This window comes from Flavobacterium fluviale (assembly GCF_003312915.1).
In the GTDB taxonomy this organism is placed as follows: Bacteria; Bacteroidota; Bacteroidia; order Flavobacteriales; family Flavobacteriaceae; genus Flavobacterium; species Flavobacterium fluviale.
This window is the reverse complement of the sequence record NZ_CP030261.1, coordinates 900,908-918,001: the sequence shown is the minus strand read 5'-3', so window position 1 is coordinate 918,001 and position 17,094 is coordinate 900,908. Positions and strand designations below refer to the sequence as shown.

The following is a 17,094-nucleotide window of genomic DNA, read 5'->3' as shown; positions in this document are numbered from 1 at the left end:
AACTAAATATTAATGGAATACTATAATTACTTAAAATCACTGCATCTTATATTTGTGATCACTTGGTTTGCTGGTTTGTTTTATATTGTGCGTTTGTTTGTGTATCAAATAGAAGCCAACGAAAAACCTTCGCCGGAAAAAGAAATATTACAGGCGCAATACAAAATTATGGCCTACCGTTTGTGGTACATTATTACATGGCCGTCGGCGGTTTTGGCGAGTATTTTTGCTTTTTGGATGCTGTTTTTTACAGATGCAGGTCATATATGGATGAAAATGCCATGGATGCATGTAAAATTATGCTTCGTTTTCCTTTTGTATTTATATCACGGAAAATGCCATCAGATTTTTAAACAACTGCAAAACGATGAGGTAAAATATACCAATAATTTTATGCGTTTATGGAATGAAGGCGCAACGATTATTTTGTTTGCAGTCGTTTTTTTAGTAGTTTTAAAAAGTGCCATCAACTGGATTTTCGGCGTAATCGGAATTGTTTTATTCTCGGTTTTAATAATGCTTGGATTCCGATTTTATAAAAGAATTAGAGAAAAGAAATAATGGTAAATTGTGAATTGTTAATGGTAAATTATAATGCAGACCGAATAATTCATAATTTACAATTCACAATTTATAATTAAAAAACATGCAGAACTTCAAAATGTCAATGCTTTCCCTTCGTACCAGGATTTTCCTGTCGATGATTGTATTGATTGTTGTCGCATCTTTTTTATTGGCTTCGATTTCGATTATTCAGTTTAAAACTGAGGCCAAAGAATATCATCAGGAACGTTTAGAACGAAAAGAAAATGCCGTAAAAGAACATATCAATTACGTTCTGGCGACTACTACTTATCCGCTGAAAACGCAAAACTTGGATTTGATTTTTAAAGATAAAATCCACGAACTGGCGCAGATTCATAAAATCGAAATCAATATTTACAGTCTTGACGGGAAACTTTTAAAATCTTCAAAAGAATCTTTTGCCGTTGATAAAATTGCACCGCCAATTCCCGAATATATTCTAAAATTAGTTCGTTCTTCTATTGAAAAGCGTTTTGTGGATATTAAAACGATTGACGGAGTTAAAAACAGATCTTCATATAGTTTGATAAAAGATGAAAAATTCAAACCGCTCGGAATCCTGAATCTTCCTTATTTAGAAGACGATGGTTATTATGATAACGAATTGAATACTTTCCTAATTCGTCTGAGTCAGGTTTATTCTTTTATGCTGATTGTGGCTTTTGCTTTGGCGTATTTCCTTTCAACATACATCACAAAATCGCTAAAAACCATTTCCGACAGATTGGAAGAAACCAATTTGGATCAGAAAAACGAGAAAATTGTTTTAGAGGCAAATAGTAAAGAAGTCAACTTCCTGATTAAAGCGTATAACGGAATGGTCGACAAACTCGAAACGAGTGCGATCAAACTTGCCCAAAGTGAACGTGAAGAAGCCTGGCGCGAAATGGCGAAACAAGTCGCGCACGAAATCAAGAATCCGCTTACGCCGATGCGATTAACGGTTCAGAGTTTCCAGAGAAAATTTGATCCAAATGATCCTGATGTAAAGCAAAAGATGAATGATTACTCAGAAACTTTAATTCAGCAGATTGATACGATGACGGCGGTGGCTTCGGCATTTTCGAACTTTGCTTCGATGCCTGCACAGCAAAATGAAACGTTGAATGTTGTTGAGGTTGTCGAATTGGCTTTGGATATTTTCAACGAAGATTATATTATTTTTGAAAAAGACGAAGAAGAAATCATCTCAAAAATGGACAGAACTCAGTTGATTCGTGTGATTACCAATTTGGTTAAAAATGCAACTCAGGCCATTCCCGAAAGTCAGTTTCAAAAATCAATTGTCGTTACGGTAAAAAGAAGAAATAATAATGTTGAAATTGCTGTAAAAGACAATGGAATCGGAATCCAGAAACAAGATATCGGCCGAATCTTCGAACCAAAATTTACGACTAAAACCAGTGGCATGGGACTTGGACTCGGAATTATCAAAAACATTATCGAAAATTACAAAGGAACAATTACCTTTGAGTCAACTTACGGAAAAGGAACCACATTTAGAGTTTCCTTGCCCATTACTAACTCTTAAACTAACCGTCATGGACTACGAAAATATCTTAATTTCTATTGAAGAAAAAATTGCAACGATCACCATTAACAGACCAACAAAACTGAATGCTTTAAACAAAGCAACCATTAGTGATCTGAGCAAAGCAGTTAAATTATTAAGTAAAAATGACGATGTTCGTGTAATTGTCTTAACCGGAAGCGGTGAAAAAGCCTTTGTGGCCGGAGCTGATATTTCTGAATTTGCAAATTATACAATTGTCGAAGGCGCGCAATTAGCTGCTGAAGGGCAGGAATCTTTATTTGATTTTATTGAGAATTTGAAAAAACCAGTTATTGCAGCCGTTAATGGTTTTGCATTAGGCGGCGGATTAGAACTGGCAATGGCTTGTCATTTTAGAGTGGCTTCAGATAATGCGAAAATGGGATTGCCAGAAGTAACTTTAGGATTGATTCCAGGTTATGGAGGAACGCAGCGGTTACCTCAATTAGTGGGTAAAGGCCGTGCAATGGAAATGATCATGACGGCGGCAATGATTTCTGCTGAAGAAGCCAAACAATATGGTTTAGTGAATCATGTAGTGCCTCAGGCGGAACTATTATCATTTACAAATGTAATTGCTCATAAAATCATTAAAAATGCGCCATTTGCAATCAGTAAAGCGATAAAAGCTATCAATGCCAACTTTACAGACGGTAAAAACGGATTTGATACTGAAATCAAATCGTTCGGAAAGTGTTTCGGGACTCAGGATTTTAAAGAAGGAACAACAGCATTTTTAGAAAAACGTAAAGCTGAATTTACAGGGAAATAATTTTCTTAACCGCAAAGGTCGCAAGGGATTACGCAAAGCACACAAGGAAATCAAAAACTTAGCGAACCTTGCGTAAATCTTTGCGACTTTTGCGGTTAAATTATAATACAAACATCATGTCCTACGAACCAATATTTGCCCTTTTTTGTGAACGAGTTAAAGAAAGTATCCAAGCCGGAACTTTTGCAAAATTGACTTTGGCCAAAACAATGGGCGATACCGAAATCAAAAACATCTATTTCAGACTAGTTTTAAATGAAGACAATACGTTTTCGATTTCACTAACAACGCGTTACAAAACAGAAGAAATTGAAAGCATTCATACTTTAGATGAAGCTTTGTTGGTTTTAGGAACGTATATTAAAAATCCGTTTTTGACCGCACTTTTGTTTACTACAGATAACGACATTACTTTCAAAGTAAATAAAAAGAACGCTGGAAGTATTATCGAACAAGAACCAACGTTTAAGAATGCTTCGCCAGTAATGCTGGAAATGATTGAGAAGGGGATTGTTTAATGTTTAAGTCAAATTATGATAATTTAAAACCGTAATTAATGAAAGTTATTTACGGTTTTTTTATGTCTTATTTTGTTGTTTTTAAGTTTTTTACGAGCTATTTTCTGTGAAGAGAAGTAATACTTTTGCACCGAATAGTATTAAAATTTCAGCAAAGATGAAAGTTTATAAAATAGCAAAACACTGGAAAAGGATGATTTATATCTTAATGATTCCATTAATTATTTTTCTAAGTATTTATGCGGCAATAGTGACCTTTTCAAAAGGTAATCTTGTACAAGAGATGTTTCCTAATAGCGAAGATGCTTGGAAGTTAGGTTTAATACTTTTTATGTTTGATTTTTTGCTGATTTTTTTATTCATATTTGTTCAAAAAAATGAAGTAATACTAACTAAACAAAGTATAAAATCAAAAACATTATTTGGTACGAGAGAACTAAGATTTGAGGAAATTGAACGTTTCGATTTAATACCACATCCTCGTAATCCAAATATAAATCACATTTTGATTATACCATTTTCGTCTCAAAATAAAAGAATTATTATTAATCCAACAATTTTAGAAAATTCAGAAGACATAAAATTAGAACTTAGTGCTAGAATTCAAAATGTGAATAATAACAAATAGAATTAAATAATCTTAAAAAAGAAAATTCGTAAATCATTTACGGATTTTTTTTTTTGACCTTTTTTAATACTATTATGTCGTTTGCGGGTGTGAGTATAAGGAGCAGTTGATAATTTTGCAAAAATTAAAAGGCCTTTTAAAATGAAAGTCTATAAAACACACATTGGTTTCAAGATATTTGGTTTGCTTTTTTCTTTACCGCTAATTATAGTTTGCAGTGGTATTTTATTAGTTCCTTTTGTTCCTGTTCCTGAGAACACGATTATGGCTGAAATGCAAAATTCCTGGCCTCCTCTAGGGTATTTGTTTTATTTAATACCAATATGTCTTTTGATAATAGTTCTTTTAGCTTTTATGATATTGTTGCCACTTTCAGAAAGAAAGCAATAGTAACAGAAAGTTCTGCTATTGTGACTAATGTTTTTATCACTAAAGAAATAGAGTTTAAGGAAGTCGAATATGTGTATGTTGAATTTTTTAATCTATGTTTTGAAACAAAAAATAAAAAGAAAATATGTTTAAATTTAATCAGATTAAAAAGCCTTGATTTAGAAGAGAATTTGTATGAAAAACTTAAAAAATATCGTAAATTTTAAAATAAGTTTGAATTTTCTAAACCAGCTTCACAAACAAATTAGAAGCAATTTTATTCGAAATAGATAATTCCCTTCCCTCAACTTTAATCTTAACAGATAAATCGAAAGATTCTTTGGATAGAAATTCAATTTTAGAACCCAAAGCAATTCCTTGTTTGTCCAAGTATTTCAGGAATTCTGATGAAGTATCTTTTACGCCAACACAAACTCCAATTTGATTTTCTATCAATTCAGAAAGTAAATGCTTTTCAATCTTAATAATTCGGCCGTTTGCATCTGGAATTGGGTCGCCGTGAGGATCTTCTGTCGGATTTCCCAAAAAGTCATCTAAACGGTTAATTAACTGCTCAGATTTGATGTGTTCTAACTGCTCTGCAATATCGTGAACTTCATCCCAGCTGAAATTTAATTTCTCTACCAAAAAAACTTCCCATAAACGATGTTTTCTCACAATCATTTTAGCAGCCAGTTTTCCATTTTCGGTTAGAGAAACTCCCTGATATTTTTTATAATTGACTAAATCTTTTTCTGCCAGCTTTTTAAGCATATCCGTTACAGAAGAAGCTTTTGTTTCCATGATTTCTGCAATGGCATTTGTGCTTACTTCAGTTTCCAAAGCAGCGGTTAGATGGTATATAGATTTTAAATAGTTTTCTTCTGAAAAGGTCATTCTTCTTAGGTTCAAAGGTTCAGAGGTTCAGAGTTACAAAGGCTTTGTTCCTTTGCAGCTCTGAGCCTTTGCCCCTTTATTTAACAATCAACAAAGGTATTGAAATTTTATGTCTCAATTTATCTACGGTTGTGCCAAAAAGAATATCTTTCAATCCAGTGTGGCCGTGGGTTCCCATGACTAAGATGTCAAAGTTGCCTTCGTTTATAATTTTCGGAATTACTTTGTTTGGTTTTCCAAAACCGAGTTCAGTTTTTATTCTGAAACCTTTTTCAGAAAGCATGTCTTTGTACTGCAATAATAACTTCTCATCTATAGTAGTTTCATGATCATGAACATGAACACCATACATTAAAGCTCCGACAGTTTCTACTATGTGAATAAGGGTATATTCGGTGTCAATGCCGCCCAATTCAAAGGCTTTATTTAGAGCAGCTTCATCAGCGGTAGAAAAATCTACAGAAACAGCTATGTTTTTAATACTTTGAGTTTCTCTAGGAGAAAAGTGAAGTTTGAGATTATGCGGCGAGTGATTTACAGCTTTGTTTTTTGCTTTGGTAATAAAAGGTTTAAAAACAATATATAGCAACAACGCTGAAAATCCGAAAGCAAGCGGTACTACAGTTACCCAAAGAATTATGGGATGATCTGAATTTGCAAGCCACGAAGTAATTTCGTCATACACTAATTTTGCGTTTAAAGACACAATTATAGTCGCAATAATCCATGAAACCACCTGAGTAAGTTTGGATATATGAAAACCATTCATTTTCGATTTGTCGCTTACAAAATGGATTAAAGGTATAATAGCAAATCCTAATTGCAGACTTAGAATAACCTGACTTAAAATCAAAAGTTTTCCAGTTACGCTTTCGCCATAAATTAGAATTACAATTACAGCAGGAATAATAGCAATTAAACGGGTAATAATTCGGCGTACCCAAGGCTGAATTCTAAAATGCAGATAACCTTCCATTACAATTTGTCCGGCAAGCGTTCCTGTTACTGTAGAACTTTGTCCAGCGGCAATAAGTGCAACTGCAAATAAAATTGGCGCCCATTTTGTTCCGAGTAAAGGTTCTAGAAACTGATGTGCATCCTGAATTTCGGCAACTTCAAACATTCCGTTTTTATGAAAAGTTGCAGCAGCCAGAATCAAGATTGCGGCATTTACAAAAAAGGCAAGGTTTAAAGCAATGGTAGAATCTATCAAATTGTATTTCAAAGCTTGTTTAATTCCCGCTGGAGTGCGGTCAAACTTTCTGGTTTGCACCAAAGAAGAGTGCAGATAAAGATTGTGCGGCATTACAGTCGCTCCGATAATTCCGATAGCAATATATAAAGCGGCAGAATTTGGGATTGACGGAATAAGCCCTTGCAATACTTTACCCATTTCTGGTTCTGCAAAAATCATTTCGAAAATGAAAGAAAATCCAATTATCGCCACTAATGCAATAATAAAGGCTTCCATCTTGCGAATTCCTTTATTGATGAGGAAAAGCAGTAAAAAAGTATCTAAAACCGTAATTAAAACTGCTTCGAGTAACGGAATTCCGAAAAGAAGATTAATTCCGATTGCCATTCCGAGAACTTCTGCTAAATCGCAGGCAGCAATCGCAATTTCGGCTAGAAAATATAAGATGTAGTTGATGTATTTTGAATAGGTTTCTCTAGATGCCTGAGCCAAATCGCGCTGTGTTACGATTCCAAGACGTGCGCTTAAACTCTGCAAAAGCAAAGCCATTAAGTTACTCATTAATAAAACCCAGACTAAGGTGTAGCCAAACTGGCTTCCGCCGGCAATGTCTGTTGCCCAGTTTCCAGGATCCATGTAGCCAACACTTACTAAATATGCCGGGCCTAAAAAGGCTAATATTTTCCTGAAACCAGTTTTTTTATGCTGGGTAGCGACCGATTCGTTTACTTCTTCTAAAGATTTAGTCATTGTAAAAGTATTGTTTTCACAAATATATGTAAAAATTATATTCGCGAAACAATATTTTTAGACGAGTCTAAATGTTAAATGTTAGAATTTAAACATTTCGGACATAATCCTGATAATGTAAAATTAATTTCGTTGACTTTATAATTATGCGGCATAATGTAGCTAGGCTTTACATTCTCCAAACAAGTTATTTCATGGCAATTCTCACAGCTGAAATGAGCATGATTATGAATATGTACACGCTGATGCGAATGGTTACATTTTGCGTATTTTACTGTTCCGTCAAGATTTGAGATTTTATGAATAATATCGTCGTTAACCAAGCGGTCTAAAATTCTGTAAATAGTTACACGATCACAAACGTCGTTCAATTGTTTTTGAATTTCAGTATGGGATAATGCCGTTTTTGATTTGTCAAAAACCTCTAATACAGCGGTTTTAGCTGTGGTATTACGCGTAGTTTTCATTTTGTAATGAATTAAAAATTAAACGCAACAATGTTGCACTTGAATTAAAATTGTATATTTGCAACATAATTGCATTAAGCAAAATTAAAAGAAATGAAGAAAACTACCTCATCCGTTTACGATATTTTAGGAATTTCCAGCGCAGCAATCTGTCTAGTTCACTGCTTAATTTTTCCGCTCTTAACGATTCTTCCTTTAGGACTGACTCACAATCCAATTATCGATTTAGTATTTGCCTCAATCGGTTTATTTGCAATCTTCAAAATTACGAAAAAATCAAGTCTTTTGATTTCGTCAATCTTGATTGTTTCAATGAGCTCAATTTTGATCAGTATTTTGAGTGAAATAATATTAGACATTCATATTGATCTAATTTATTTCGGTGGTGTCGGAATGATTATCGGACATTTATTGAATTACAAATCACATAGAAAACAAGATCATTAAAAATATAATTATGAAAGAGAAAAATTTTGACGTGATTATTATTGGCGGAAGCTACAGCGGTTTGTCTGCTGCAATGAGTTTAGGACGTTCACTCCGTCAGGTTTTGGTAATTGACAGCGGTCTGCCTTGTAACAGGCAAACGCCGCATTCCCATAATTTTATTACACAAGACGGGGAGAAACCCGCAGTTATTTCGGCGAAAGCCAAATTACAAGTCGAGCTTTATAAAACAGTTCATTTTTATAATGGACTTGCCACAAAAGCAATTAAAAAGGAAAGTGGATTTGAAATCTCAACCGAATCAGGTAAAGTTTTTACATCCAGAAAAGTTCTATTTGCGACTGGTGTTAAAGATTTAATCCCGGAAATTAAAGGTTTTGCAGATTGCTGGGGAATTTCGGTGCTTCATTGCCCGTATTGTCATGGTTACGAAGTGAAGAATGAAAAAACAGCCATTATTGCCAATGGAGAAATCGCATTTGATTTTGCAAAATTGATTTCGAATTGGACAAAAAATTTAAGTTTATGTACCAATGGAAAGTCGACTTTGACTTTAGAACAAACAGAAATACTTAAAAAACATGGAGTTGCAATTTTTGAAGAAGAAATTGATTCATTTGAACATGAACAAGGTTATATTCAAAATATCATCTTTAAAAATCAGGAAAAAACTGCCGTAAAAGCCATTTATGCAAGACCGCCATTTGAGCAGCATTGTAATTTGCCCAAAGAATTAGGCTGTGAAATTACCGAACAAGGTTTGCTGAAAGTCGATTTTATGCAAAACACAAACGTTGGTGGAATTTACGCAAGTGGGGATTGTACAACGCAAATGCGATCTGTGGCAATTGCAGTTTCGACAGGTTCTTTTGCGGGTGCTGTGATTAATAAAGATCTTATTGAAGAGGATTTTTAATTTTAAACCTGACAGGTTTTTAAAACCTGTCGGATTTACTTGACTTTTTTTAAATTAATATTTTTATATGTTTTAAATAAATCTAACATATTGAATTAAATCAGTTTGAAAATTTTTAGTTTTAGAATCATTGTTTGTCAAATTTAATTTTTAGTTTTGTCTAAATTTAATTTTATAATGATGAAAAATTCAATTTTGATATTGATATTATTTAATTTACAATTTTCTTTTGCGCAGGAAACCACTAAAATCTCAGGTTTTATTTCTGGTGAAGGAAGAAAAATACAGGCCGCAAACGTTCATTTATTAGGAACAAACCAAAAAACAATTTCTGATAGTTTAGGATATTACAGTTTTGAAAATATAGAAATGGAAAATGGAAGAATTCAAGTGACCTCGACTGGATTCAAACCTGTAACCCAAAGATTTTCAATTATAAAAGGACAAAATCTAAATCTTGATTTTGATTTGGAAGATAACGATAATCAATTAAACGAAGTTGTGGTTTCCGGAACTTTAAAAGCAGTCAAGCGATTGGAAAGTGCCGTTCCTGTTGAGGTTTATTCACCAACTTTCTTCAAAAAAAATCCGACGGCTAGTATTTACGATGCACTTCAAAATATAAACGGCGTTCGTCCACAGCTCAATTGCGGTGTTTGTAACACGGGAGATATTCATATAAATGGTTTGGAAGGTCCGTATACTTTGGTTTTGATCGACGGAATGCCAATTGTAAGCAGTCTTTCGACGGTTTATGGTTTATCTGGAATTCCGAATTCTTTGGTAGAAAGAATTGAAATTGTAAAAGGTCCCGCCTCTTCTCTTTATGGAAGTGAGGCTGTTGGCGGCTTAATCAATATTATCACTAAAAACCCAACAAATGCGCCTGTTTTTTCTGCGGATTATTTTACAACTTCTTACTTCGAAAGCAATCTCGATTTGGGAATGAAATTTAATGTCGGCAAAAAAGCGACTTCACTTTTAGGCGTAAATTACTTCAACTACGATCAGGTTATTGATAAAGACAAAGATAATTTTACGGATGTGACACTTTCTGAACGAATTTCAGTCTTCAATAAATGGAACTTTCAACGAAATAACAACCGTCTCTTTACAATTGCTGCGCGCGGCATGTATGAAGACCGCTGGGGCGGAGATGTTCGCTGGGAGAAAAAGTACAGAGGAGGTGACGAAATTTACGGTGAAAGCATTTATACCAAAAGAGGAGAGTTAATTGGAAGTTATCAATTACCATTTGAAGAGAAATTAATGCTTTCATTTTCTGGAAACGTGCATTACCAAGACAGCCGATACGGAACGACATCTTATATTGCTAATCAAAAAATTGGTTTTCTGCAATTGACTTGGGATAAAAAAAGCGGTCGCAATGATTTACTTGCGGGAATTGCCAATCGATATACGTATTATGACGACAATACTCCAGCGACAGAAGAGGCTGAAAGTACTTGGCTTCCGGGAATTTTTGTTCAGGATGAAATTACATTTTCGCCTAAAAGTCAGGTTTTGCTAGGTGCGCGTTACGACTATAACTCGATTCATGGTTCGATTTTTACACCGAGATTGGCATATCGTTTCAAAGCAAATGAAAACACAATTTTTCGATTAAACGCTGGAACCGGATTTCGCGTAGTGAATTTATTTACGGAAGATCATGCCGCGCTTACAGGTTCCCGAGATGTGGTGATACAAAATGATTTAAAACCAGAGAAATCGGTAAACGTCAATCTGAATTATATTCAGAAAATCAATTTCGAAAATGGAACATTTATGGGAATTGAAACGACGGCTTTTTATACGAGATTCAGCAATAAAATCATTTCAGATTATGAAACAGATCCCAATAAAATTATTTACGACAACATTGATGGTTATGCGATAAGTCAGGGAATCAGCACGAATGTTGATTTAAATTTTACAAATGGCTTAAAGTTTATTCTTGGCGCGACAGTTTTAGACAATAAAAATGTTCAGGACAAAATTTCAGAAAGACCTTTTTTAACCGAAAGATTTACAGGAACATGGAGTGTTTCATACAAAATACAACCTTGGAATTTACTGTTGGATTATACCGGAAATGTTTACAGTCCGATGAAATTGCCTTTATTGAACGAATACGATCCGAGAAATCCAAATTCGCCTTGGTACAGCATTCAGAATATTCAGTTTACGTATACAGGCTGGAAAGATTTTGAAGTTTACGGAGGTGTCAAAAATTTGCTGAACTTTACCCCAAAACAAAATAATCCGTTTTTGATTTCTAGAACCAACGATCCTTTCGATAAAAATGTACAATATGATTCGGCTGGAAAAGTAATGGTTACGCCTGATAATCCATACGGACTGACGTTTGATACCACTTATGTTTATGGGCAAAACCAGACTATTCGCGGGTTTATTGGATTGCGATATAATTTGAGGTAAAAAAAAGAATAATTTTTTAACACATAGAAACATAGATTTTGTAATGCTTTGAAAGGCGTTTCACTTGCATCAATAAACATAGTAACTATGTGTGAAAGCTAGCTTTTTAAATGATCTTAACAAGTTAACTAAAAAATCTATGTCTCTATGTGTTTAGAACGAATCAACTAAAATCAAAATGAAAAAGCTATTTCTTCTAATATTCTTCTTCGGAATAACTTCAACAGGATTCTGCCAGTTAAAAAGCAGGACTTTTGAGGAAGTAGATAGTTTGCAGCAAATTCAAAAACGAAAAATCATTGTTTTCATCCATACCGATTGGTGTCAGTTTTGCCAAAGAATGAAAGCAACGACTTTCAAAAACAAAGAAATTATAGAAAAGCTAAATTCAGATTTCTATTTTATTGATTTCAATGCCGAGGAAAAACGGGATATTACGTTTAATAATCAGGTTTTTAAATTCAAACCTTCGGGAAATAATGTTGGCGTTCATGAACTGGCTTTACAGTTCGGAACTATTAATAATCAAATTGTATATCCGGTTTTATGCGTTTTGAACGACAATAACGAAATTATTCTGCAGTATAATAACTATTTAAGTCCAAAAGATTTTAAAGTTCTTTTAGAAAAAATTAAAGATTATAACCAATAGTTCTAAAGTTTTTTTAAGCAATAATTGTATTGTATGCTCTGTGTTTCTGTTATAATACATTTGTAAATTAGATTTGATCTCTTTGAAATATAAAACACCTGATAATCATTGTAATGTACTTTATTTAGGTTTGTTTTCTTTTTTTGATATTTTTCAGATAATAAAAGAAACACAAATTGAGTTTTAGTTTAAAAGAAAAGACATTTTTTTTTAAAATGAACGCAACCAAATCCATTTTTGGTTATCTATAATTTATAGGCACACTCGTAAAAGATAATAGAGACTAAACAGGAATGATATGGGGATATTTAAAAGGATTAAAGGTTACTATAAAAGAAAAGAGATAATCAAGAATCAAACGGATCAATCTATTCCAAACTACGAGATTTATGATGTGGATAAGAGAACGATTGTTTTTTTTGATATTAGTCTACCTTCATTTGATTTAGATTCTGGTTCTAATAGACTTAGAGAAATCATTCTCCTTTTTAAAGATAAAGGTTATAATTGTGTTATTTGTTCAAAAAATACATTCCGAGATAACAAATATGTTAAAGGATTTAGTGATTTGGGCGCAATTGTTTACGTAGAAACCAATCAGTATCAAAATTATTTTGATTTTGTAACAAAAATTCCAAAAGTTGATTTTGTATGGTACCACGGAGCGAGAAGTTTAAAGTATAATTTTAAGAAACTTAGAAATTTGCTTCCAGATGCTATATCCATTTTTGATATGGTTGATATTCATTTTCTTCGTTATAAGAGAGCTATTAAAATTGATCCGATGAGAATTTCGCTCAGAAAAAATTATAATAGATTCTTCAATATAGAAACCAAACTAGCTCAAAATGCAGATTATGTAGTTACTATTTCTGATATTGAGAAAGAAATTATGGCAAAATATATTGATAACAAAAAATTGATTACCATTTCGAATATTCACTACCAAAAAATTGACAGAGAAGAAGGATTGCATTTTGAAAATCGTGAAGATATCCTTTTTATTGGTTCTCAGCATGAGCCCAATATCAATGCAATTCATTATTTATATCACGATATTATGCCAATTGTTTGGGAGAAAAATAGCAATATCAGAGTAAATATTATTGGAAATGTAAATGAAAAAATCAATGAGATTAGTGATCCAAGATTTATATTTCAAGGTTATGTGCCAGATATAAGTTCTTTTTTTAAACAAAATAAGATGATGGTCGCACCCTTGCGATACGGCGCTGGAGTAAAAGGTAAGATTGGACAGGCTTTTGAATACTATCTGCCTGTTATTACATCTTCTATTGGTGCCGAAGGAATGAATCTGGTTCATGAAAAAAATGCTTTGATTTATGACACCAAAGAAGAATTTGCATCTGCAATAATTGAACTATATAACAATAAGGATCTTTGGATGGAATTGCAGGAAAACTCCGAAAAGAGTCTGGAACCATTTTCAATTAAAGTGCTGGAATCGCTATTTTCCAAATTTGAAACTTTATAATTTAAATATCTTGTCTAACATGCTGTAATTGGCATCAATACTATGATGTGCGTTAAAAAAAGTTATGGCTTGAGAGCTTACTTTGTTATAGTAATTTTCATCAATTAGTAATTTATTGATATAAGCAGCAAATTCATTTTCGTTATCAGAAACTAGACATCCATTATTTGTTTTGTTCAATAAACCATCGACACCTCTTTCATTGCACACAACAGGAATTCCGAAGGACAAAGCTTCAATTACTTTAATCTTAACACCTGTTCCACTGAGCATCGGACATATCGCGATTTTAGACTGGCTGTAAACAGAGTTCAAGTCTTCGATAAAATTAATTTTTTCAACATTACTGAAGTCATCGATATAATTGCCGATTTTTCCAACAACTAATATTTTAATAGACTTTGGCAGTAAAGGATAAACGGAACTAAAAAACCACTTAGCCGATTTTATATTATGCTCATTATCGCTGGCAGTGTAAATTAAATCGTATTTATGTGCTGTTTTGGAACTATAGTTTTGAGGCAGAGCATGAGTGGCCAAAGCTGTTTCTTTAGTAAGAAATTGCGAGAAAAGAAACTTCTCTTCTGGAGAAATAACTAAGATTTTATCAAATAAACTTAAAATTTCTATTTCTTTCTCAAAAAATCGTCCTAATTGAAATTTCTTTTTTTCTTGCAATTGAGAAGTTAAAAAGTCGTGTGTATCGATCATTAATTTCGCATTCTTAATATTAGGGCTGTTCTTAACTAATTTTGCCCAGTACACGTATGAAATCAAGATTACATCATATTGATTCTTTTTTAGAATGCTATTAAAAGCTTCAACATGACCTAAACGGGTTCTGTCAAATAAACCAATTTTCCTTCCAATTTTATTCGGCAGCGAGTAGCAGAAAAAATACCTCATTTGATTTTTCTTTCTAATAAAAACAGGGAGAAGATGACCATTTGAGATAAGTTTTTCTTCTTTTAGTTTGTCTATTTCATTGATTGTAAATGTATTTGTGGCAACACCAACAAAATCAACACTTGCATTTCTGTTCCTAAAATATTCTAATAAAGCCAAAGCTCTCGCATTATTTCCCTGCGTTTTATGTAATGGATTTTCGGGATAGAAGTATAAAATTTTCATGTTTAAAATAATTCAGGTTAGTGCTTATCACAATTTTATTTGGACTGTAATGCAGACACAAAAAAGCTTTTGCAAAAATACCAAATAAGCTTTACTTGTTTTTTTCATCGGAAGTTATTCTTTATAATATTTCTGTTAATCCATTAAAAAAGAAACCACTTTTTCTTCTTTTTCTGCCAATTACTTTGATAGATAATACCAAGGTAAATTTTACTTAACTGTTTAATAGTTAGTTGTTTTTCTTCTATTGCAAATTGTTTTTCGTAATGGTATACTTTAAAAAGGCTTCCTATAGGAAGTATGTCTATCAATCTGGTTTTTAGCAAATATTCACCATAGATTGCATATTCACTTGGTGAGTAACTTTTCTCATCTATTTTAGCAAAAAAATCATCAAAAGTTAGATTTAAATCTTTGAGGAATACATCGTTAAAATGCTGCCAAACGGTACAATTCCAAATATAAGGAGAAGGTCCAAAATCCCATTCTTTACCCGTATTTCCAAAAAATGGTCTAGTATCTCTCAATGCTCTTTTAAAAAAAACAGTATCCGAATCTATTCCAACTCTTTCGCTCATTTCCAGTAAATCCTTAGACTCCTGCATTACTGTATACGGTGTTTTATCATCGTACATAAAGTCTGAAAAGTAAAAATCTTTTATAAAAATCGAATCAGAATCTAGAGAAACATAGTTTTCACAAATATTCAGTTTATAAACGTTACTTTTTATAATTTGCTGGTATCTCCAGCCTTCTGTAATAGTTGTTTTTGTAATTTCAGAATCTTTATACACTTTGTACTTTTCAAAACAATCTAATTTTAAGCGATCAAAATGTTCATCGTTGACTGAAATAAATACGGGAATATTGTCTTTGTTAAACTTGTCTATTGAATCTAAAAGTTTGTAAACTCTTTCAAAGTCAGGCTCGTAAGTCTTAATGAAAAGAATTAATTTATGCATAAACAGATTTTTTGTTATGAAATAATAAAGGTAAAAATTAAATTATTATCCAAAAGTAACGATAAAATGAAGTGATAAATTGGCTGGCAGCATTTAAATATTCTCGAAAAAATAAAATTCCTTATTTTTGAGAATGAATTCTTCTCAAATTAAACATTTCGACTACATTTTTACAGGAACTGGACTTGCATCTTTAATGACGGTCTACAAAATGATACATTCTGGAAAATTTGCAGATAAATCGATTTTACTTCTGGATCAGGATTCAAAAAAAAGTAATGACAGAACCTGGTGTTTTTGGGATAAAAACGAAAGTATTTGGAGTTCTGTTATTTCTAAAAAATGGGATTCAGCTTTATTTGCTGATGAAAATTTTAAACGCGATTTAGCGTTGATGCCTTATCAATACAATCAAATTCGGGGAATTGACTTTTATAATTTTGTTTTTGAATCCATTTCAAAACAGTCTAATATTACTTTTTCAACTGAAAAAGTAACCGATATCAACGAACTTGAAACTCATGTTTTTGTTGGGACTGAAGAAAACCGGTACACTTGTAATTATCTTTTAAATAGTATTTATACTAAGGCTTTTGCCGAAAGTCAAACTAAATATCCTGTTTTACAGCAGCATTTTATAGGTTGGTTTGTAAAATCGGAAAACGAAATCTTTAATCCAGATCAAGTTACTTTCATGGATTTTTCTGTAGAGCAGAAAGGAAACACAAGATTCATGTATATCCTGCCGACTTCTAAAACCGAAGCTTTGGTCGAATATACTTTGTTTTCGGAAAAAGTCCTTCCAAATGAAGAATACGAAAATGAAATTCAACTTTATTTAAAAAAGCTCGGAGGGGATCAATTCGAAATTATAGAAAAAGAGCGGGGGAGTATTCCGATGACGTGTTATCCATTTTGGAAAAAGAATACGAACAGAGTTCTCAACATTGGCACCGCCGGCGGTTGGACAAAAGCCAGCACGGGTTATACATTTAAGAATTCAGATAAAAGATCTTCAGAACTGGTGAGTTTTCTTCAGAATGATTCTCCACCCAATATGAAGTCTTTTCATAAAAAGAACCGATTTTGGTATTATGATTTATTGCTTTTAGATATTCTGTATCGTCATAATGCATTGGGAAGTTCGATTTTTTCTTCTTTGTTCAGAAGAGGAAATCCTGCTTTAATCTTTAAATTTCTAGATGAAGAAACTAATTTAATTGAAGATCTTCAGGTTATTTTAAAATGCCCAAAACTTCCATTTGTTAAAGCTTTATTTCGAGTAATCTTCAGTTAGTTTTTATGCTGCAGATTTA

At 32.8% G+C, this 17,094-nt stretch carries 17 protein-coding genes; 12 read left to right on the top strand and 5 right to left on the bottom strand.

Going from position 1 to position 17,094, the window contains the following annotated elements; translation table 11 throughout:
• The first annotated feature begins 12 nt into the window (after nucleotides 1-12).
• The 6 genes from HYN86_RS04200 to HYN86_RS04175 all read left to right on the top strand — a co-directional run bounded on the left by HYN86_RS04200 (nucleotide 13) and on the right by HYN86_RS04175 (nucleotide 4,651).
• Entirely contained in the window at nucleotides 13-561 is a 549-nt protein-coding gene (locus HYN86_RS04200; protein WP_113676915.1) for a CopD family protein, read from the top strand.
• Nucleotides 562-700: 139 nt separating this feature from the next.
• Nucleotides 701-2,116: a sensor histidine kinase gene (locus HYN86_RS04195; protein WP_113676914.1), complete on the top strand. Its 1,416-nt coding sequence runs from the start codon at nucleotides 701-703 to the stop codon at nucleotides 2,114-2,116.
• A 10-nt stretch (nucleotides 2,117-2,126) separates the two neighbouring features.
• The gene (locus HYN86_RS04190; protein ID WP_113676913.1) at nucleotides 2,127-2,909 is read left to right on the top strand and encodes an enoyl-CoA hydratase/isomerase family protein; all 783 of its coding nucleotides are present in this window, start codon (nucleotides 2,127-2,129) and stop codon (nucleotides 2,907-2,909) included.
• A gap of 116 nt (nucleotides 2,910-3,025) precedes the next feature.
• Entirely contained in the window at nucleotides 3,026-3,427 is a 402-nt protein-coding gene (locus HYN86_RS04185; RefSeq protein WP_113676912.1) for a hypothetical protein, read from the top strand.
• Between the two features lie 157 nt (nucleotides 3,428-3,584).
• Nucleotides 3,585-4,055, top strand: a complete 471-nt coding sequence (locus HYN86_RS04180; protein ID WP_113676911.1) for an ABC transporter ATP-binding protein — start codon at nucleotides 3,585-3,587, stop codon at nucleotides 4,053-4,055.
• A 323-nt stretch (nucleotides 4,056-4,378) separates the two neighbouring features.
• Nucleotides 4,379-4,651 carry a hypothetical protein gene (locus HYN86_RS04175; RefSeq protein WP_113676910.1) on the top strand — a complete coding sequence of 91 codons (273 nt, stop codon included), beginning with the start codon at nucleotides 4,379-4,381 and terminating at the stop codon, nucleotides 4,649-4,651.
• Nucleotides 4,652-4,667: 16 nt separating this feature from the next.
• Here HYN86_RS04175 and HYN86_RS04170 read toward each other — a convergent pair whose 3' ends face one another.
• From HYN86_RS04170 to HYN86_RS04160, 3 genes are all read right to left on the bottom strand, one after another.
• Nucleotides 4,668-5,321: a metal-dependent transcriptional regulator gene (locus HYN86_RS04170; RefSeq protein WP_113676909.1), complete on the bottom strand. Its 654-nt coding sequence runs from the start codon at nucleotides 5,319-5,321 to the stop codon at nucleotides 4,668-4,670.
• Between the two features lie 76 nt (nucleotides 5,322-5,397).
• Entirely contained in the window at nucleotides 5,398-7,266 is a 1,869-nt protein-coding gene (locus tag HYN86_RS04165) for an Nramp family divalent metal transporter (RefSeq protein ID WP_113676908.1), read from the bottom strand.
• Between the two features lie 74 nt (nucleotides 7,267-7,340).
• Nucleotides 7,341-7,733: a Fur family transcriptional regulator gene (locus tag HYN86_RS04160; protein ID WP_113676907.1), complete on the bottom strand. Its 393-nt coding sequence runs from the start codon at nucleotides 7,731-7,733 to the stop codon at nucleotides 7,341-7,343.
• A gap of 93 nt (nucleotides 7,734-7,826) precedes the next feature.
• Here HYN86_RS04160 and HYN86_RS04155 point away from each other — a divergent pair, with 93 nt between their 5' ends.
• The 5 genes from HYN86_RS04155 (at nucleotide 7,827) to HYN86_RS04135 (ending at nucleotide 13,685) form a co-directional block, all read left to right on the top strand.
• Complete coding sequence (locus HYN86_RS04155) at nucleotides 7,827-8,180, top strand: MerC domain-containing protein (RefSeq protein WP_113676906.1); 354 nt, start codon at nucleotides 7,827-7,829, stop codon at nucleotides 8,178-8,180.
• Nucleotides 8,181-8,190: 10 nt separating this feature from the next.
• Nucleotides 8,191-9,096: an NAD(P)/FAD-dependent oxidoreductase gene (locus tag HYN86_RS04150; protein ID WP_113676905.1), complete on the top strand. Its 906-nt coding sequence runs from the start codon at nucleotides 8,191-8,193 to the stop codon at nucleotides 9,094-9,096.
• A gap of 180 nt (nucleotides 9,097-9,276) precedes the next feature.
• Complete coding sequence (locus HYN86_RS04145) at nucleotides 9,277-11,538, top strand: TonB-dependent receptor (protein ID WP_113676904.1); 2,262 nt, start codon at nucleotides 9,277-9,279, stop codon at nucleotides 11,536-11,538.
• Between the two features lie 178 nt (nucleotides 11,539-11,716).
• Nucleotides 11,717-12,190, top strand: coding sequence for a thioredoxin family protein (locus HYN86_RS04140; RefSeq protein WP_113676903.1), 474 nt, complete (start codon nucleotides 11,717-11,719; stop codon nucleotides 12,188-12,190).
• A gap of 298 nt (nucleotides 12,191-12,488) precedes the next feature.
• The gene (locus HYN86_RS04135; protein WP_113676902.1) at nucleotides 12,489-13,685 is read left to right on the top strand and encodes a glycosyltransferase; all 1,197 of its coding nucleotides are present in this window, start codon (nucleotides 12,489-12,491) and stop codon (nucleotides 13,683-13,685) included.
• On the opposite strand, the gene HYN86_RS04130 is transcribed toward HYN86_RS04135, so the two are convergent.
• Both HYN86_RS04130 and HYN86_RS04125 read right to left on the bottom strand, forming a co-directional pair.
• Nucleotides 13,680-14,816 carry a glycosyltransferase gene (locus HYN86_RS04130; protein WP_113676901.1) on the bottom strand — a complete coding sequence of 379 codons (1,137 nt, stop codon included), beginning with the start codon at nucleotides 14,814-14,816 and terminating at the stop codon, nucleotides 13,680-13,682. The genes HYN86_RS04135 and HYN86_RS04130 overlap by 6 nt on opposite strands.
• A 143-nt stretch (nucleotides 14,817-14,959) precedes the next feature.
• On the bottom strand, nucleotides 14,960-15,778 hold the full coding sequence (locus HYN86_RS04125; RefSeq protein ID WP_113676900.1) for a DUF6492 family protein: 819 nt from the start codon (nucleotides 15,776-15,778) through the stop codon (nucleotides 14,960-14,962).
• Nucleotides 15,779-15,911: 133 nt separating this feature from the next.
• Between HYN86_RS04125 and HYN86_RS04120 the strand changes: the two genes are divergently transcribed.
• Nucleotides 15,912-17,075, top strand: a complete 1,164-nt coding sequence (locus HYN86_RS04120; RefSeq protein WP_113676899.1) for a lycopene cyclase family protein — start codon at nucleotides 15,912-15,914, stop codon at nucleotides 17,073-17,075.
• Nucleotides 17,076-17,094 lie beyond the last annotated feature (19 nt).